Raw genomic sequence first — 17,342 nt, 5'->3', positions numbered from 1 at the left:
CGCCGGTAGTTCGTGCGCCGATAGCTCAGCGCTGAGCGCGACGCAGCAGGGCGGCGGCGAGGAGGCGGCGTTCGGCGCCCGCGGTCTGCGGCCGTTCCTCGCCCTCCAGCGCGAGCCGGACCAGCGGCCACAACCGGTGCTCGGCCGCGGCCAGGCGGGACAGCCGTGCCTGGTCCTCGACCGTCAGCCGGTCGTCGTTCCGCATCAGCAGCACGGCCGCGAACTGCGCGATCCGCCGCAACTCGTGCTCGGTGATGTGGTCCAGCTCCGCCTGCCGCGCGGCGATCCGGCCGACCCCGACCCCGACGCCCGCGGCGGCCAGGCCGCGCAGTCCGGGCAGGCCGTCGGCCAGGCGCGGAACCTGCCAGCCGGTGACGTTCGCGCCGTGCTGCCGGTAGGAGTGCAAGGGCCGGTCGACGAACGAGATCGTGCCGACGGACAGCGCGGTCGCGGCGATCCACTGGTCGTGGTACGCGCTCAGCGTCCCCGGCGGCAGCGGCAGCACCCGTTCCCGGACCAGGTCGGCGCGCACCACGGAGGCGGCGCCGGTCACCGTGTTGAGCAGCAGCAGCTGTTCCAGGTCGGTGAACTGGTTCACGCGGTTCGCCCACACGCTCTCCGCGACGACCTCGCCCGCGCCGTCCACCAGCCGCATGTCGCAGTACGCGAGCTGCACGGCCGGGTCGGTGAAGCGGGAGACCAGCACGGCGAGCTTGTCCGCGTCCCACAGGTCGTCCTGGTCCGACAGCGCCACCAGGTCCGCGTCCGCGGGCACGAGCGACAGCGCGCGCTCGAAGTTCCGGTAGAAGCCGACGTTCTCGTCGTGCTCGACGATGACGAACCTCGGGTCGTCGCCGACCACGTCGCGCAGCACCGCCACGCCCTCGTCACCGGAGCCGTCGTCGCTGATCACGCACACCCAGTTCGGGTGCGTCTGCGCGCGGATCGACTCGACCTGCTCGGCGAAGTGCAGGCGGGGCGCGCGGTAGGACGCCAGGCAGATCGCGACCCGCGGCCCGTCGCCCGGCCAGTCGACCTCGACCGGCGCCGCGTCCGAACCGCCTCCCCGCACGGCGGGCAGCTCACGCCGGAGCACCGTGCCGTCGACCAGCGTGACGAGGAGTTCGAGCCGCACCAAGCCCTCGCGGACCGGCACCCGCACCCGGAAACCGCTGTTCGCCTCACCGCCGATCGCCGCCGCCACGTCCGGCCGGGGGTGGCCGGTGGTCGCCCGGCACGTCTGCCCGTCCGCGACCACGGCGACCTGGCGCACCGGCAGGTCGGCGTGCGCGACCCACCCCTCGAGGTCGATCACCTGGCCGCGGCCGACGTTCACCATCGCGGGCACGTCCACCGCGTACATCAGCCGGTCGTCACGTCGGGTGACCGGCCGCACCCGGCTCGCCAGCAACGGCGTCACCGCGGGCACGCGCTTGCCGACGCGGCGCAGCACACCGTCCGGCTCCTGCCCGCCCCGGCCGAGCAACAGGTCACGCGTGCCGCGAGCGAGCCGTGCCGCCGGCCACAGGAAGTCCTCGCCGGCCCGCACCAGCGCCGACGACGTCAGCCGGTCCAGCTGCGCGCGCAGCCGCGCGTTCTCCGCGGCCAGCTCCTCGGCGGCCGTGCGCTGCGCGGCCAGCTCCCGCTCCGCGTCGGCGCGCTCCGCGTCGGCGGACGCCAGTTCCACCAGCGCCCGGCCGAACTCGCCGTCCACCCGGGCCACGTCGGCACGCAGCCGCCGTTCCGCCTCGGTGTGCTCCTCGCGTCGAGCCCTGACCACGTCCGGCAGCGAACCGGTCGTCGCGCCCAGCTCTGCCCGTGCCTCGATGATCTCGCGGTGCGCCTCGGCCAGGACGTGGCGCGTCTCGGCCAACTCGCCCGCCAGCCGCTCGCGGTCGTCCAGCGCCGCGCGAACGTCGTCCAGGCCGCCCCGCTCCCACAGCCGCATCCGGCCCGGCGCTTCGACGTCGGTGTCCAACGCGGCCCGCACGTCGTCCGCGGGGGTGCCGCTGACCAGCTCCTGGAGGGCCGACTCCGCCTCGATCAGCTCGGCCCAGCGGGAACGGGCCGCGTCGTCCAACCCGATCAGGGTCGCCAGGTGGACCACCAACTGCCGGGTGGAGGTCTCGGCGGGCCACGGGTGGGCCGCGCCGCAGCGCAGCACCTCGCGGGCGAACTCGACCAGCGCGCGCACGAGCACCAGCTCGGCGTCAACGCCGACACCCGCCAACCACTCCAGGTCGACCCGGCGGGGCGTGCCGTCCGGCAGGACGATCACGTTGCCCGGGTGCACGTCCAGGCAGTCCGGCGGCAGCACCGGCACGTCCGGGCGGCCGGGCAGGAACGGGTGGGTCTCGTCGTCGGCGAACGGCCGCGCGTCGACCAGGCAGCAGTCGCGCCACTGCTGGAGCAGGTCGCGGGTCGTGTCGAGGTCGTGCCCGGCCAGCGCGTTGAGCAGCAGCCGGTCCAGGGGCGCGCCCGGCAGCAGCGGCTCGTCCGCCGTCGGCTCCTGGCGCAGCCACCCGGTCGCGCTGCCCGTGCGGTGCGGCTCGGTCAGCCGCAGGTCCTCGGTCAACCGCCGCGACCGCCGCCACTCCGGCAGCCGTTGCGCGTTGACGAGCCACCCCAGATCGGGGCGCACGGCCTTCGCGACCGCCTCGGGCGTGCGGCCCGCGATCACCAGGAACGACGGCGCGACCGCGACGCCGAAGCCGTTGGCCACCGCCTGCCGGTGCGGCGACCGCACCGCGACCGCCGGCGACGGGCCGCGGAACACTCCCAGCAGCGGGTCGCGGACCAGCTTGTCCACCAGGTCCGACGCGTCGGGGAGGTCGTGCACGCGCTCGTCGAGGATCACCCTCGGCAGCTTGTAGTCCGGGTACGGCAGCAGCCAGCGCTGCGCGGTCAGGCCCGCGTCCGCGAGCATCGCCCGCAGCCGTGCCCTGCTCCACGTCTTCGCGCCCGGCGCCGGGTAGTCGGCCAGCCCCATCCATGCCTTCGCGTGGTGGTCCTCGGGCTGGCCGAGCAGGTAGCCGATGCCGAGCTGGTTCTCGATCGCGATGACCACGACGCCGTCGTCGGCGAGCGCGCCCGTCACGTCGGCGAGCATCGCGGCCGGGCCGTCGCCGTAGACGGGCGAGTACTCCAGCACCCCGCACAGCAGCGCCAGGTCGAACGTGCCGTGACGGCTCAGGCCGGACGCGTCCCCCGTGACGATCCGCACGTCCGGCAGGTCGCGGCAGCGTTCGGCCGCCGCGGCGGCGCGCGTCGGCGTGCCCTCCACGCCGACGACCCGCGCCCCGGCCTCGCCGAGGGCGCGGGTGAGAACGCCGCTGCCGCAGCCGACGTCCAGCACGCGCAGGCCTTCGCGCACGTCGAGCGGTGCGAGGAGCGCGGTCCGCTGCGGCGAGAAGTGGTAGGTCAGCTCCCAGTCGGTGAGGCCGGCGGCCAGTTCGGCCGAGCCGGCGCTCACGTCCTGGGCTGCCCGCAGCCGGGCGAGGACGTCGTCCTCGGCGCCGTCCGCGTACTCGGGTCCGCCGTTCATCAGCTGACCGGGAACTCCCTGACGACCGTGCCGCCGAACTCCTGGAACTTCTTGATCAGTTCCTTGTCGTCCACGCCGATCGGGGTCTGCACCGTGCCGACCCGAACGACCTTGGTGCCGGTGACGTAGACGCAGCGGTAGAAGCCCGGCTCGCCCTTGCGGACCAGCTGGTGGACCGTCGAGCTCTGCGGCATCACGCCCTTGGCGCCGGGCACCATCTTCGCCTTCAGCTGGAGCTCGACCAGCGCCTCGGCCAGTGCCTCGGCCTTGTTCGCGTCCTCGGCCTCGAACACCATCGCCTCGTACGTGAACGCGGCCTCGGTGCCGCCCTTGAAGTTCACCTCGGTGATGCCCGCGGCTTCCATCGCGGCGGCTTCCTCCGCGGTGAGGATCTTCGCCTCGACCGCCTTGGCCGCCTCGACGACGCCGTTCTCCGGGTTCGGCGTGCCGGGGGGCGCGGGCAGCAGCTCGATGGGCGGTTCGGTGGTGGTCGTCGTCGGGGCCGCGCTGGAGTTCGTCCCGGCCGCGGTGGTCGACCCGCCGCCCCCGGGCGTCCCGGAATCGCGGAAGCCGAAGAACCAGATCGCGCCGCCGATCAGGGCGATCACCAGCACGACGCCGACGATGGCGAAGACCTTCTTGCCGCCGCCGCCGGACGTGTCGTCGAACACCTCGGGGCCTTGGCGCAGCCAGCTGTCGCCGGACGTCGTCGCCCACGGCGCGGAGGTGTCACCACTGCCCCACGGCGAGGCCTGGGGCTGCGGCTGCGCGAACCCGTGTGGCGGCGACGGCTGGCCGTACTGCGGCTGAATCCCACCGCCGGGGACGACCTGCGTGCGGTCGACGTCCTGGGGCGGTCGCGCCGCCGGTCTGCCACCGGCCACGACCTGGGTGGCGTCCGGGTTCGGCGGCTGGCCCTGGCCCGCGTCCGGCGCGACCGGCCGCAGGTACTGGGTCGCGCTGTCCGACGGCTGCTGCCCCTGCTGCTGGGCCGGCGCCGACGGTGCGTTCGCCTGCCACTGCTGCTGAATCGGCGGAACGACATGAGCCGAAGCCAGCACCTGGTCGCGGCGCGTCCGGTACTCGTCGGCCGAGACCCGGCCGGACGCAAGCTCCTCATCCAGCTTGCGCAGCTCATCCTGCCAGTTCACGCCGGCAGCCCCTTTCTGCGGTTCATGCGATCGTGGCCATTGTGCACGGGTGGTGACATGGTCGGGCGGGGCACCACCAAGTCGTGATGCGTCGCACCACCCGAGGTGTGCGGCATTGCTCTGGTCAGCGCAGCGGGCCCCGGCGGCGGACCCGGTCGTAGCGGGTCAGTGCGTGCACGGCCGCCTTGCGCAACACCGGCACCACCCGCTGTGACGGTGAGGGCCGCGGCGGTGCGACCGGCTCCGGGGCACGGCGGGACCGCCAGGTCGCGTGCGCCTCGGCGACGCGTTCCCGCACCCAGTCGGCGGTCACCTGGAAGTTCCGCTCGGCGAGCAGCTGCTCCCGGGCCCGCAGCCCCCGCTCGGCGGCCCGCACCGGGTCGTCGGCCACCTCGCGCATCGCCGCCGCCGCCGCGTCCAGGTCGGGGTCGGCCCATCGGGCGTCCGGCGGGTACGGCGGCGCCCCCGGACCGACCTCCGTCAACCGGTACGGCACCGGCCAGGCGTGCTGCGCCGGCACGAACTCGGCCGTGCCGGAGTAGTCGGTGCTGATGACCGGCAGCCCCAGCGCGATCGCCTCGGCGACGGTGAAGCCGTAGCCCTCGGACCGGTGCAGCGACACGTAGCAGTCGGTGCCCGCGTACAGGTCGTGCAGCTCGTCGGCGGTCAGGTACCGCTCCAGCAGCGTGATCCGGTGGTCGCCCGCCACTGCGGCCCGCAGCCTGGCCAGCTCGACCAGGTGCTGCCCGCCGTTGATCGCCTTGACCACGAGTTCGACGTCGTCGCGGCCAGGGAACGCCCGTTGGAACGCCTCGACCAGGCCGAACGGGTTCTTCCGCGCCGCGACGCTGTTGAAGTCCATGGCGAACAGGAACCGCACCGGCACGCCGGGCTCGCGGCGCGACCGGTCCACGGCGGCGGTCGGGCGCACGGGCATCGGGATGACCCGCACCGGCTTGTCCGTGTGCGCGGCGATCGACGCCCGGCAGAACTCGCTGATAGTCCAGACCTCGTCCACGCACTCGAACTCGTGCATCACCGACGGGAAGTCGTCCAGCTCCCACGCCCAGACACCGATCCGGTACCGCTCGTGGCCCACCTCGGGGTGCTGCCCCAGCACGCCGCGGACCAGGTCGGCGTTCACGCACAGCACGCTGACCGGGAACTCGGGCAGGCCCACGTCGTCCGGTTGGTCGATGTCGGTCCGGTTGGCCACGAACCAGTCTTCGACCACCGACGCCACCGGCACGTCCGCCCGGCTGAGCGCTTCGTGGATCACGCGGGCCAGCTCGCCGACGCCCAGCACAGCGGTCAGGTGGCCGACCAGGTTCACCCCGAACCGGTCTTTCGGCGGCTGCGGCACCACGTCCGGCCCCGGCGCGGCCCACTCGGGCAGCAAACCTTCGGTGATCGCGGACGTCCGGCACCAGTGCGCGAACCCCGGCGACCTCGGCTGCCCGAACACGCCGTGCAGGTCGACCCGGTGGTGCCAGATCGCGGCGGTGAGCCGGCTCAGGCCGTGCTGCGCGGTGCGCTCGGTGAGCCAGTCCCGGAACGCCTTGCCGGTAAACGCGTGCGGCGGCACGGGCGCGGGCTTGCGAGGCGCGCGCGACGCCCGGACGCCCGCCCGGTAGACCTCGCGCATCAGCGTGGTGAGGGGCGTGCCGTCCGGCAGCTCCTCCAGCCACGACGGCAGCACGTCCACCTTCGACAGCCGGCCCGCCCCGGTGAGCCGCTCGGCGTAGTCGGCGGTCAGGTCGCGCAGGTCGGGGCGGTCGGACAGCAGGGTGGCCGGGCGGTTCGCGCACAGCTCGCTGAGCACCCAGGGCGTCTCCGGGTCGAAGCCGAACAGGTCGACGACCTTCGGCTCCACGCCGACCCGCTCGAACGCGTTCCAGGTGGTGAAGCCGACGGCGGGGTCCGTCACGGTGGTGCGCGGGAAGTGGCTGACCACGCGGTCGAACCACTCCTGGTCGCAGAACACCTCGCGGTCCAGGCGGATCGCGCGGTAGCCCAGCACCGCCTCGATCCACAGCTCCGCGAGCTCCGGCTCCGTGACCGTCAGGAAGCCGGGGTTGTGCACGCCGGCGCCGATCAGGTCCGCCTCGTCCGACTCGGCGTCGCGGCCCGTCACCGGGCGCAGGAAGTGCGGTGCGACGGTCAGCCCGGTCGCCTCCGGCAGCGGGCCCAGCACCAGGCTCGTCGGGCTCAGGTACGTGACGGACGGCGCGTCGGCCAACAGCCTGCGCAGCAGCCATGGCTTCACCGCCGCGGCCAGCTGCGGCGGCGTGTGCGCGGTGGCCAGCGCCAGGAACTCGTCCTTGGCGAGCCCGAACCGGTCCGGGCCGAGGAACGTGATCCCGTCCTCGTTCTGGACGCCGTCCGCGCCGTCGAGCACCGCGATCGCGAACCGGTGGCCCGGGTGGTGCTCCAGGTAGGACCGGGCCAGCACGGTCGCCGCGGCCAGCCCGCTCTCGGGCGTCACGGTGAAGGCGATCGGGGCGTTCATGGGTTCGTTTTCACCTTCTGTCGTTCGCGCTCGCGGAACCACCGGGCGATCGGGTTCTCCACGAAGCGGTACAGCAGTTCGGACCCGACGGCGACGGCGGCCAGCGCCACGACCAGCGCCACCCAGAAGCCGGTCGTCGGGGTGAGCAGTTCGAGCACCGGGAAGCCGAGCGGGATGTGCAGCAGGTAGGTCGCGTAGGTCCGCTTCGCCGCCGCGCCGACCCACGGCTTGCGCACCAGCGGGTTGTCCAGCCGGGTGGCGAGCAGCACCACGAGCACCAGGATCACCAACTGGCGCGGGAACTCGTCCTCGGGTGGCCACACCTGACTGCCCAGGTCCGCCCGGATGAACAGGAGGAACTGCACGGTTCCGCACACGACGCCCGCCGCCGCCGGTATCCGGCCCGCCCGCACCAGGGTGATGAGCTGGCCGATGAACAACACCGGCAGGAACGTCACGACCATGCGGAACCCGTTCGAGGGCGGCCCGCCGTTCGCCGGGACCACCGCGAGCAGCACCGACACCAGCGCCACCGACATCGCGGGCGGCAGCCACGGCCACCGCTTGAGCAGCGGCATCGTGCCCGCGACGTAGAGGTAGAAGAACATCTGCACGACCAGCGTCCAGGTGATCGCGAGCACGGACGACGTGGCCGGCACGAAGAGGTTCAGCAGCGCCATGTTCAGCGGCAGGTCGTCGAGGTCGGGCGGGAGGTTGGCGGTGAGCAGGCCGTTCTCGACCAGGACCCACGCCAGCGCCACGGCCACCCACATCGCGGGCAGGAGCCGCACCACGCGGCGGACCATGAACTGACCGCTGGTCTCCCGGAACGCCACGTGCGTCACTACCATGCCGCTGACCAGCAGGAACGTGCCGACGCCGACACCGAACAGGGTGATCGGCCGGTAGAGGTGCAGCGGGCCGCTGACCAGGCCGTCCACGGCCTTGCCCACCGGGAAGTCGTGGCCGTTGAGGCGCAGCCAGTTCGCGTAGTGGGTGAAGATGACGGCGAGCGCGGCGAGGATGCGGACCAGGTCCAGGCCGTGCATGTACTTGTTGGTGGACGTCGTGGCCCGCACGTCCGGCGTGGTGGTCGTCATCGGCTGCGGCCCATCCAACCCAGTGCGGCGGTCGCGCCCAGCGTGGTCAGCACGCCGGCGACCGCGGTCGACGCGTGCATGACCGCGAACCCGAACACGCCCTGGAGCAGCGCGAGCCAGAGCGCGTTGGCGGCGAGCCACGCCACGATCCGGTTCTCCGCGATCTTCGCGGCCGTCGGACCGGCGAACACGACCGCCGCGGCGAGCAGCAGACCCGCGTACGCGGCGGCCACCGGGTACCACCACTTGGCGAGTTCGACGGGGTACTGGTGCTCGGCCAGCACGAAGAGCAGCCACGCCGCGGGCGCGAGGACGAACTGGAACCGGCCGCGCAGGGCCACCACTTGGCCGATCACGACGACACCGGAGAACGCCGCGACGGTGACCGCGCGGTGGTCGTGGTCCACCAGCAGGATCACGGCCGCGGCGACCGCGACGTGCGCGGCCGGGACGATCACCCGCGCGTTGCCGGGGAGTCGGCGGACCAACGCGCCCGTCGCCAACGCGAGCAGTTCCAGCAGCACGATCCAGCCCAGCGGCACCAGCAGCGGTTTGACCGCGATGACCTGGCTGATCAGGCTCAGGTTGCCCGCCACCGTGAGGGGTGACGTGTGGTCGGCGGACGGGATGGTCCAGATCGTCGCGCCCAGGATGACCATGCCGGCGGCGAGCAGCACGGTGACCGCGAGCGGCAGGTACGTCAGGACCGCGCGTCGCACGGAGGGCTTCCGGGTGACGCTCTCGTAGCCGGCCGCGGCCAGCAGCAGCATCGCGCCGAGGGGACCGAAGTCCTCGCCGATGCCGAGCGGCCGGTTCAGCAACTCGCGGATCGGCGCCAGGTCGCTGTTCATCCCGACGAGGTAGCCGTAGACCAGCAGCACCGCGCCGGTCGCGCGCAGCAGGACGACGGCGGGCGCGGTCGTCGTAGGTTCTGCCACCGGTGCTTCCCGGGAGGTGGTCGCGGTGGTCATCAGCCCTCCGCCGGGCTCAGCGCGAGCTGCCGGTCCGTCAGCTCGGTGATCGCGGACGCGCTGTCGGGGCCGTAGCCCTCCACCCGGAACACGTCGTTGCCGCGGCGGTAGTGGCCGTGGAAGACGTTGTCCTTGTGGCGCATGAGCAACCCGGGGTGGTCGGTCGGCCGGAGCTCGTGACCGCCCTGCCCGTACAGCCGGTCGATCGCGGTCAGGGCCGGTCGCGGGTCCGCGCGGGCGGTGAACCGCCACACACCCAGGGTGGTGCCCTTGGCGTCGCGGGTGATCCGGCCGGTGATGTGCACCACGCCGTTGTCCGCGAGGAGCTTCACCTCGGGGTCGGTCAGCACGCCGGAGCCCAGGAACTTCGCCGGCGTCGCCGCCAGCTCGAACACCAGCGGGTTGGGCGGGGTGACCAGCAGGTCCGGCAGCGGCTCAACGTAGGGCAGGCGCGGGGTCGGGTCGGCCACCACGGCCGCCGGCGCGGCCCGAGGCCCGTCCGGCCGGGCGACCCAGGCGGCGACGGTGACCGCGCTCAGCAGCACGAGCACGATGATGACGGACGCCGGCTTCACAAGTACTCCCCCACGGTGGTGTGCCGGGCCATTGTCGCTGATCAACCAGCTGCCCTGAGCCGCGTACCATCGGTGCCATGGCGTGGTTCGGGCGTGACAAGAGTCAGATGGTCGCACAAGCGGACGCTCTCCCGGGCCGGAACGAGCCCATGGCCGTCCCGGACCGGCACACCGTCTTCCCGGACCGCGGGATCACGCCCCCGTTCCCCGAGGGGTTGGAGACCGCGGTCTTCGGCATGGGGTGCTTCTGGGGCGTGGAGCGGATCTTCTGGCAGACCGCGGGCGTGTACACGACGGCCGTCGGCTACGCCGGTGGTCACACGCCGAACCCGACGTACGAGGAGGTCTGCTCGGGTCGGACCGGGCACGCCGAGGTCGTGCTCGTGGTCTTCGACCCCGCGGTGGTGTCGTTCGAGGACCTGATGCGGGTGTTCTGGCAGGGCCACGACCCGACGCAGGGGATGCGCCAGGGCAACGACATGGGCACGCAGTACCGGTCGGCGGTGTACTGGACGTCCGAGGCGCAGCGGCAGGTGGCCGAGGCCAGCCGGACGGTGTACCAGGAGGCGCTGAACGGCGCCCGCCACGGCGGGATCACCACCGAGATCGCGCCCCTGGGCGACTTCTACTACGCCGAGGAGTACCACCAGCAGTACCTGTCGGACGCGAAGAACCCGAACGGCTACTGCGGCGTCGCCGGCACCGGTGTCTCCTGCCCGGTGGGCCTGGCGACGTAACACCCGATCAGGCGTTGGCGAAGCGCACCGCTCGCTGACCTTGGTGTGCATCCCGCAGTCCGCGTGACGTGGAGCAGGGGCACAGCAGGGGTGACGAGGTGGCTGAGCGCGCTGACTGGCGGCAGCTCCGGGATCGGCGGATGTCCGAGCCCGGGGCGGTGGAGGCGTTCGAGGCCGCCCGGATCGCCTTCGAACTCGGCCGATCCGTGCGGGTGAGGCGTGAGCGGCGGGGCCGGAGCCGGACGCGCCTCGCCGAGGCTGCCGGGATAACCCGGTCCGCGGTCGCCCGGTTCGAGGCCGGTGGCACCGTGCCCACGATCCCCGTTCCGGAACGCCTGGCGCACGCGTTGGACCTGGAGCCGGTCGGCCGGCTCGCACCACGGACGTCGGCCGCCTGACCACCGCGCCGGCCTCGGGTGGCCGCTCGGACCAGGCGAAATCCGGTGGACCGCCCACCTAGGATGTGGGAGCGCTCCCCCGCACGGCGTGGTGCGGGTTTCCCGTGGCCCCCGGTTCCAGGAGCTTCCGCACCATGCCTGATGGTCCGCTCGACCACCGCTACCGCGGCGAGCACCCCGTCCGCACCCTCCTCTACCTCTTCCGCGAAGACCGCACCCAGCTCCTCCTCGGCGCGGGCGCCTTCTTCGTCAAGCACAGCCCCACCTGGCTGACCCCGGTCATCACGGCCCACGTCATCGACGTCGTCGTGGAGCGCAGACCGATCATCGGGATGTGGCTCGGCGCGGGCCTGCTGCTGGTCATGCTGGTGCTCAACTACCCGTTCGCCGTCCTCTACACGCGCTGGTGGTACGGCAGCGCCCGCCGCATGGGCATGCGGGTCCGGTCGGCGCTCAGCCGCCGCATGCAGCAGCTGTCCATCGGCTACCACGCCCGGGTCAGCGCGGGGGTGTTGCAGACCAAGGTCATCCGCGACGTCGAGGCCATCGAGACGTCCAGCCAGCAGGTCGGCGACCAAGGCCTCGCGGCGCTCGCCACGCTGAGCGGCGCGCTGGTCGTCATCGGGCTGAGCGCCCCCGCGTTTCTGCCGGTCTTCCTGCTCGTCGTCCCCGCCGCCGCCGTGCTCGTCATGTGGCTGCGCGGTCGGCTGCGCGCGTACAACGAGTCGTTCCGCCACGAGGTCGAGCAGCTGTCGTCCCGGGTCGGCGAGATGACCACCCTCATCCCCATCACCCGCGCGCACGGCCTGGAACGCACCGCCCTCAACCGGATGGACGGCACGCTGCGCCAGGTCCTCGCCGCGAGCCTCAAGCTGGACGGCCTCAACGTCCGCTTCGGCGCCCTCGCCTGGATTTTGCTCAACGCCCTGGGCGTCGGCTGCCTGGCCGGCTCCGCCCTCGCCGCCTACCACGGCTGGCTCGCCGTCACCCCCGGCGACGTGGTCATGCTCAGCGCCTACTTCGCCTCGCTGACCGGCGCGGTCACCATGCTGATGAGCCTCACCCCGGTGATCAGCAAGGGCCTGGAGTCGGTGCGCTCGCTCGGCGAGGTGCTGGAAGCGCCCGACCTGGAGCACAACGCCGGCAAGGCCCACGTCGACGTCGTGCACGGTGGCGTGCGGTTCGAAGGCGTCGGGTACGCCTACCCGGAGGCCACCCGGCACTCCATCACCGACTTCACCCTCGACGTGCGGCCGGGCGAGACGATCGCGCTGATCGGCGCGTCCGGCGCGGGCAAGTCCACGGCGCTGAACCTGGTCATCGGCTTCCTCCGGCCGACCGAAGGGCGCATCCTGCTGGACGGTGTCGACATGGAGGCACTGGACCTGCGCAGCTACCGGCAGTTCGTCTCCGTGGTGCCCCAGGAGTCGATCCTGTTCGAGGGCACCATCCGGGACAACGTCACCTACGGCTTGGACGACGTGCCCGAGGACGTCGTCCGCCAGGCCCTCGCCGACGCCAACGCCCTGGAGTTCATCGACCGCCTGCCCACCGGCCTCGACACCGTGGTCGGCGACCGCGGCGCACGGCTGTCCGGTGGCCAGAAGCAGCGGCTCGCCATCGCCCGCGCGCTGGTCCGCGACCCGAGGGTGCTCGTGCTGGACGAGGCGACCTCCGCGCTGGACAACAGGTCCGAGGCGCTGGTGCAGCAGGCGCTCGCCCGACTCGTCCACGGCCGCACCGTGTTCGTGGTCGCGCACCGGCTCACCACGATCCGCAACGCCGACCGCATCGTGGTGATGGAGGACGGCCGGATCGCGGAGATCGGCTCGCACGACGAACTGCTCCGGACGGGCGGCCTTTACGCCCAGGCCCAGTCAGTCCAGGCCCAGTCAGCCCAGGCCCAGTCCGCCTAGCCCGTCCCGGTTTCAGCCCTTCTTGGTGAGCAGGGTGGGGCCGACGATCCGGCGCGCGATCCGGCGCAGTCGGCTGCGCGGCTTCGCCGGTTCGGCCGGCTTGGCGGGGGCTGCGGCCGGTGCGGCGGCTGGGGCGGGGTCGGCGTCGGGAGTCGGTCCTGCGGCGGGCTCGGCGGCTGCTGGCTGGGCGGCTGCTGGCTGGGCGGGAGCCGCGGGAGCAGCGGGAATGCCGTTGACCGCGCCGTTGACCGCGCCGTTGCCGTTGGCGGCACCGTTGAGCGTGCCGTTAGGAGCACCGTTGAGCGTGCCGTTGGTGGCACCGCTAAGCGTGCCGTTGGCGACGCCGTTGAGCGTGCCGTTGGCGGCACCGTTCGGCGGGCTGAGCGGGCTGAGCGGGCTGGGAGGGACGTGGCCGTTGGTCGGCGGCGTCTGGGGCTCGAACGCGACACCGGACGCCGGGACCGGCGGGATGTTGGTCGCGGTCATCGGTTCGGCGGTGGGCCAAGCGGGCTCGGGGGTGGCGGCGACGGGCTGGATGCGGACCGTGGGGGTGTCGTTGCTTCGCTGGGTCTGAGTGGGCACCTGGCTGGACGTCACACCTCGATCTTGCCAAAACACGCTGTGTGATCCAGTCCCGGGGAATCAGCAGAAGATGAGCCCGCACGGTCTGCGGGTCGTCGTGGTCGTGGTCGTCGTGGTGGTGGGCCGCCGCGTGGTGGTCGTGGTCGGCCGCGCCGTGGTGGTGGTCGTAGTCGTGGTGGTGGTGGCGTCCGTGGTGGTCGCCGTGGTGTCCGTCGTCGTGCTCGACGAAGTGCTCGTCGAGGTGCTCGACGAGGCGGAGGAACCGGAGTGCGCCGACGAGGACGAAGAACCGCCGGTCACGGTCACCGTCCGGCTCGGCTGACCGCTGCGCTTGACGACCACGATCTCACCGCCGTTCGGCGGCGGCAGGCCCTGCGGGGACTTGGCCACGGCCGCCTGCGACACCACGAGGGCCGCCAACGCCGCACCGATCAGGGCGCCGAAGGCGAGCCGTCCGGAACCACCGAGCGCGGTGAGCATCCACAACGACTACCGGCCTCACTCGTTCGGGTCAAATCATCCGGGACATCTGGTACCGGCCTGACACTTCGGGTATCAGACCGGTACCAGGTGTCACCGGGTCACGCCAGGGTGGCGGTCAACGTGATCTCGGTGCCCGTCAGCGCCTTGCTGACCGGGCAGTTCTGCTTGGCGTTCTCGGCGGCTGCCGCGAAACCCTCGGCGTCGAGGCCGGGCACGACCGCGGTGACGGTCAGGTGGATGCCGGTGATGCCGGTACCGGGCTGGAACGTCACCTCGGCCGACGTGTCGACCTGCTCCGGCGGGGTGCCCGCCTGCGCGAGGCCGTGCGACAGCGCCATCGAGTAGCAGGACGAGTGCGCGGCGGCGATCAGCTCTTCCGGGCTGGTCTTGCCGTTCGCCGCCTCGGCGCGGGACGGCCAGCTCACGTCGTACGTGCCGATGCCCGACGACTCCAGGGCGACACTGCCCTTGCCCTCCAGCAGGTTGCCTTCCCAGTGCGTGGTCGCCTTGCGGGTGGTGGCCATGTCTGCAACTCCGTCTTCGATGAGGAAAACCCTTCGGGACCAACCTAATGGGCATCATCGACAGCCGCCGAAACCGTCGGCGTGAACGCGCAGTGTGATCCGGGACATGCGAAAGGCCCCCCGGCGCGCTGACACCGAGGGGCCTTGCAGAGCGGATGACGAGACTCGAACTCGCGACCCTCACCTTGGCAAGGTGATGCGCTACCAACTGCGCTACATCCGCCTGTTGCGGAGAACTATACCGGACGTTCGGAAGTGGTTTCGACAGGGGGGTCGGGCACCGGGGCGCCGGTCTCGGCCAACAGCTGGTCGACCTCGGACAACCGCTCCTTGGGCCACCGCCACTCCCACAGCGGGCGGACCCGGTCGACCACCTCGGCGGGCAGCCACGGCGCCACCTCGTCCCGCAGCGCCCACTCGTCGAACACGTGCTCGTAGAAGCTCACCACGGACGCGTCGGACAGGAACCGCTCCGGCTGCCGGAAGCACCAGTGCGCGAACCCGTACACCCGGCCGAGCACTTCGCGGTCGCCGTCCCGGTGCGCTTCCAGCGCGAGTTGCCACAACTCGGACAGGAACACGTGGCAGGACCACGACTCGCGCTCGACAACGGCGCTCAGCTCGGGGAGGAGGGCGGAAGCCCTTGTGCGCCAATCGACCACGCGGCAGGAGGTTACTCGTCGCGGCTGCGTTTGCCGCCCCGCGGACCATCACCTGACGCCCACCCGTGACCGCGCCGTCACCGACCGCTAGTGGTCCGATTGCGCTAGTCAGGTGCCTTGACTAGCCCGAACGTCCCACGTCGTCCGTCTGGTCTTCGGTATCGGCTCGCTATCGCTTCGGGCCGGAATCAGCCGACTGTGGCATCTTGACCACTGGACCGAAGGCGGGGCGGGAGGTGTCGGGCGGGATGGCCGACGATGCCGATTTCGACCGGGAACTGCTCGCCAGGCTCAGGGCGGGTGACGACGGCGCGTTCGGCGAGCTGTTCACCCGGCACGCCGACGCCGTCCGCCGGTTCGCCCTCCGGCACGTGCGCGAGCACGCCGAGGCCGACGACCTGACCGCGGAGGCGTTCTTCCGGGTCCTCCAGGCGATCCGCCGGGGCAACGGGCCCACCGACCACGTCCGCACCTACCTGCTGACCGTCGCGCGCCGCGTGGCGTGGGAGTGGAGCGGGCGGCGGCGGGACGTGCCGGTGGAGGACGAGGAGCTGAGCCGCCGCGTCGAGCCGTTCCCGGACGTCACGGCGAACCGGCCGGAGCACACGCTGATCTCCCGCGCGTTCACCAGCCTGCCCGAGCGGTGGCGCACGGTGCTGTGGCAGGTCGAGGTGGAGGGCGAGCGGCCCGCCGCGGTCGCGCCGCACTTCGGCCTGAGCCCGAACGCGATGGCCGCGCTGGCCCGCCGCGCCCGGGAAGGGCTGCGCGCGGCGTACTTGCAGGCGCACCTGGCCGAGGACGCCGGGCCGCGCGCGTGCAGCTCCGTGGTCGCGAAGCTCGGCGCGTACACGGCGGGTGGCGCGCAGGGCGGCGAGCAGAAGCGCATCCGCAAGCACCTCCGCACGTGCGCCTCGTGCAACGCGCTGCACGCCGAGCTGGCCGAGGTGTGCTCGACGCTCCGGGCGCACGCGGCGAGCATCGCCGTCCCGGTCGCCGCGACCGCGCTGCTCGCACCCGCGGTCCTGGGCACGTCGGTCCTGGGCACGTCGGCGCTGGGTTCCTCGGCGCTGGGTTCGGCGGTGGTGAGCAAGGCCGCGCTCCTCACCGGGCGGGTGAAGCTGGTGTTCGCCGCCGCCGCTTCGGTCGCCGCCGTCGGCCTGTTCGGGATGGTCGCCGGCTCGTTCACCGGCGCGCCCGGTCCGGGCCTGGTCCAGTCCGGTCCCGACGGCGCGCCCGGCGAGCACGTGCTGGCGCTGTGCTCGACCGGCCCGACCACGACCGTGACCGGCACGGCGACCAGCGCGACGTCACCCCAAGCCCTGCACGTCGCGCACACGAAGACCGTCAACCCGAAGCGCTCGGCGCCCGCGACCACCTCCGCCGCGGTCCCGACCACGCGCTCGGCGTCGACCTCCGCCTCGACCCCCGCAGCCGAACCGCGCACCCTGCCCATCGGCACGGCGTCGTCACCGGCCACCACGTCGCAGCCCGGCCCGGAGATCCTGATCAGCACCACCGGGAGCACCACGGCCACCACGACCGCGACCACCACGCCGACCACCACGGTCACGACCACCGGCACGGCCAAGTCGGGCGAGCCGCCGCAGCCGACCACGACGACCGTGACCCTCAAGCCGACGCCGAGCCGCCTCGACCCGGCGTGACTGCGGGTTTCACCCACGAGGTGCAAGACTTTGCCGGTAGCGTGGCAAACGCTGAGTGATCGCTCGACGTCTTGAGGAGACGGTGATGACGCGGCTGGTGCGCGGCGCGGACGGCCGGATGTGGACGGTGCGCAGTCAGATCGAGTGGCGCAACGCGTCGGCCGACGCCGACTTCGAACACGACGTGAGCGGCGGATACGGCCCCGGTGTGCTCATGCTCGCGATCGTCGTGGTGATGGGTGTCGTGCTGGTGTCCTGGACACCGGCGGGCGTGGTCGTGCCGGGCTGGCTGATCCTGGCGCTGATCCTGGTGTTCCTGTTCTTCCCGGTCCGCTGGGCGGTGCGCCGGCCGTGGCTGGTGGCCGCCGAGTCGAAGAAGACCGAGGAGCTGCCGCCGGAGCGGTGGGTCGGCTCGGTGCGCGGTTTCCTGACCGTGCGCAACGAGGTCGCCAACGTGGCCCGCAAGATCGAGATGTACTCGCTGCCCGACCTGGACGGCCCGCTGCAACCGGTCGACTGATCGCCC

15 protein-coding genes and 1 tRNA gene are annotated in these 17,342 nt (G+C 72.5%); 6 read left to right on the top strand and 10 right to left on the bottom strand.

Annotated features, from left to right (window positions below; translation table 11 throughout):
- Positions 1-25: 25 nt before the first annotated feature.
- The 6 genes from OQ02_RS00800 to OQ02_RS00775 all read right to left on the bottom strand — a co-directional run bounded on the left by OQ02_RS00800 (position 26) and on the right by OQ02_RS00775 (position 9,850).
- The gene (locus OQ02_RS00800) at positions 26-3,544 is read right to left on the bottom strand and encodes a glycosyltransferase (RefSeq protein WP_033436230.1); all 3,519 of its coding nucleotides are present in this window, start codon (positions 3,542-3,544) and stop codon (positions 26-28) included.
- The gene (locus OQ02_RS40685; protein ID WP_051771450.1) at positions 3,544-4,695 is read right to left on the bottom strand and encodes a hypothetical protein; all 1,152 of its coding nucleotides are present in this window, start codon (positions 4,693-4,695) and stop codon (positions 3,544-3,546) included. The genes OQ02_RS00800 and OQ02_RS40685 overlap by 1 nt, the downstream gene beginning before the upstream one ends.
- Before the next feature lie 124 nt (positions 4,696-4,819).
- On the bottom strand, positions 4,820-7,204 hold the full coding sequence (locus tag OQ02_RS00790; protein ID WP_051771448.1) for a glycosyltransferase family 4 protein: 2,385 nt from the start codon (positions 7,202-7,204) through the stop codon (positions 4,820-4,822).
- Positions 7,201-8,304, bottom strand: coding sequence for an acyltransferase family protein (locus tag OQ02_RS00785; protein ID WP_033436229.1), 1,104 nt, complete (start codon positions 8,302-8,304; stop codon positions 7,201-7,203). The genes OQ02_RS00790 and OQ02_RS00785 overlap by 4 nt, the downstream gene beginning before the upstream one ends.
- Positions 8,301-9,275, bottom strand: coding sequence for a hypothetical protein (locus OQ02_RS00780; protein ID WP_033436228.1), 975 nt, complete (start codon positions 9,273-9,275; stop codon positions 8,301-8,303). Before OQ02_RS00780 ends, OQ02_RS00785 begins: the two co-directional genes overlap by 4 nt.
- The gene (locus OQ02_RS00775; protein WP_033436227.1) at positions 9,275-9,850 is read right to left on the bottom strand and encodes a hypothetical protein; all 576 of its coding nucleotides are present in this window, start codon (positions 9,848-9,850) and stop codon (positions 9,275-9,277) included. The genes OQ02_RS00780 and OQ02_RS00775 overlap by 1 nt, the downstream gene beginning before the upstream one ends.
- A gap of 77 nt (positions 9,851-9,927) precedes the next feature.
- On the opposite strand from OQ02_RS00775, the gene msrA reads away from it, so the two are divergent.
- The 3 genes from msrA (at position 9,928) to OQ02_RS00760 (ending at position 12,901) form a co-directional block, all read left to right on the top strand.
- Complete coding sequence (gene msrA / locus OQ02_RS00770; protein WP_033436226.1) at positions 9,928-10,587, top strand: peptide-methionine (S)-S-oxide reductase MsrA; 660 nt, start codon at positions 9,928-9,930, stop codon at positions 10,585-10,587.
- 98 nt (positions 10,588-10,685) lie between these two features.
- The gene (locus OQ02_RS00765) at positions 10,686-10,985 is read left to right on the top strand and encodes a helix-turn-helix domain-containing protein (protein WP_033436884.1); all 300 of its coding nucleotides are present in this window, start codon (positions 10,686-10,688) and stop codon (positions 10,983-10,985) included.
- 134 nt (positions 10,986-11,119) lie between these two features.
- The gene (locus OQ02_RS00760; protein ID WP_033436225.1) at positions 11,120-12,901 is read left to right on the top strand and encodes an ABC transporter ATP-binding protein; all 1,782 of its coding nucleotides are present in this window, start codon (positions 11,120-11,122) and stop codon (positions 12,899-12,901) included.
- 12 nt (positions 12,902-12,913) lie between these two features.
- Here OQ02_RS00760 and OQ02_RS44645 read toward each other — a convergent pair whose 3' ends face one another.
- Positions 12,914-13,498, bottom strand: a complete 585-nt coding sequence (locus tag OQ02_RS44645; RefSeq protein WP_033436224.1) for a hypothetical protein — start codon at positions 13,496-13,498, stop codon at positions 12,914-12,916.
- Between the two features lie 55 nt (positions 13,499-13,553).
- Between OQ02_RS44645 and OQ02_RS00750 the strand changes: the two genes are divergently transcribed.
- A complete protein-coding gene (locus OQ02_RS00750) occupies positions 13,554-13,805 on the top strand; it encodes a hypothetical protein (RefSeq protein WP_033436223.1) in 252 nt (83 codons plus the stop codon).
- Positions 13,806-14,064: 259 nt separating this feature from the next.
- Here OQ02_RS00750 and OQ02_RS00745 read toward each other — a convergent pair whose 3' ends face one another.
- The 3 genes from OQ02_RS00745 to OQ02_RS00735 all read right to left on the bottom strand — a co-directional run bounded on the left by OQ02_RS00745 (position 14,065) and on the right by OQ02_RS00735 (position 15,152).
- Positions 14,065-14,490 carry an OsmC family protein gene (locus OQ02_RS00745; RefSeq protein ID WP_033436222.1) on the bottom strand — a complete coding sequence of 142 codons (426 nt, stop codon included), beginning with the start codon at positions 14,488-14,490 and terminating at the stop codon, positions 14,065-14,067.
- A 150-nt stretch (positions 14,491-14,640) separates the two neighbouring features.
- Positions 14,641-14,713: transfer RNA gene (locus tag OQ02_RS00740), tRNA-Gly, on the bottom strand.
- Positions 14,714-14,726: 13 nt separating this feature from the next.
- Positions 14,727-15,152 carry a DUF7674 family protein gene (locus OQ02_RS00735; RefSeq protein ID WP_051771446.1) on the bottom strand — a complete coding sequence of 142 codons (426 nt, stop codon included), beginning with the start codon at positions 15,150-15,152 and terminating at the stop codon, positions 14,727-14,729.
- A gap of 206 nt (positions 15,153-15,358) precedes the next feature.
- On the opposite strand from OQ02_RS00735, the gene OQ02_RS00730 reads away from it, so the two are divergent.
- Positions 15,359-16,816, top strand: a complete 1,458-nt coding sequence (locus OQ02_RS00730) for a sigma-70 family RNA polymerase sigma factor (protein WP_231499815.1) — start codon at positions 15,359-15,361, stop codon at positions 16,814-16,816.
- Positions 16,817-16,901: 85 nt separating this feature from the next.
- On the top strand, positions 16,902-17,336 hold the full coding sequence (locus tag OQ02_RS00725; protein WP_033436220.1) for a hypothetical protein: 435 nt from the start codon (positions 16,902-16,904) through the stop codon (positions 17,334-17,336).
- Positions 17,337-17,342 lie beyond the last annotated feature (6 nt).

Origin of the sequence: Saccharothrix sp. NRRL B-16314 (assembly GCF_000716595.1) — a bacterium.
Lineage (GTDB): Bacteria > Actinomycetota > Actinomycetes > Mycobacteriales > Pseudonocardiaceae > Actinosynnema.
Note: the sequence above shows the minus strand (reverse complement) of the source record. Positions and strands in the feature narration are given on the sequence as shown.

Bases quoted from the DNA above. Each gene is read 5' to 3' on its own strand.
- OQ02_RS00785 (WP_033436229.1), bottom strand. From the start codon at position 8,304: ATGACGACCACCACGCCGGACGTGCGGGCCACGACGTCCACCAACAAG.
- OQ02_RS00790 (WP_051771448.1), bottom strand. From the start codon at position 7,204: ATGAACGCCCCGATCGCCTTCACCGTGACGCCCGAGAGCGGGCTGGCC.
- OQ02_RS00750 (WP_033436223.1), top strand. From the start codon at position 13,554: ATGAGCCCGCACGGTCTGCGGGTCGTCGTGGTCGTGGTCGTCGTGGTG.
- OQ02_RS00800 (WP_033436230.1), bottom strand. From the start codon at position 3,544: ATGAACGGCGGACCCGAGTACGCGGACGGCGCCGAGGACGACGTCCTC.
- OQ02_RS00745 (WP_033436222.1), bottom strand. From the start codon at position 14,490: ATGGCCACCACCCGCAAGGCGACCACGCACTGGGAAGGCAACCTGCTG.
- OQ02_RS00780 (WP_033436228.1), bottom strand. From the start codon at position 9,275: ATGACCACCGCGACCACCTCCCGGGAAGCACCGGTGGCAGAACCTACG.
- OQ02_RS00725 (WP_033436220.1), top strand. From the start codon at position 16,902: ATGACGCGGCTGGTGCGCGGCGCGGACGGCCGGATGTGGACGGTGCGC.
- OQ02_RS00760 (WP_033436225.1), top strand. From the start codon at position 11,120: ATGCCTGATGGTCCGCTCGACCACCGCTACCGCGGCGAGCACCCCGTC.
- msrA (WP_033436226.1), top strand. From the start codon at position 9,928: ATGGCGTGGTTCGGGCGTGACAAGAGTCAGATGGTCGCACAAGCGGAC.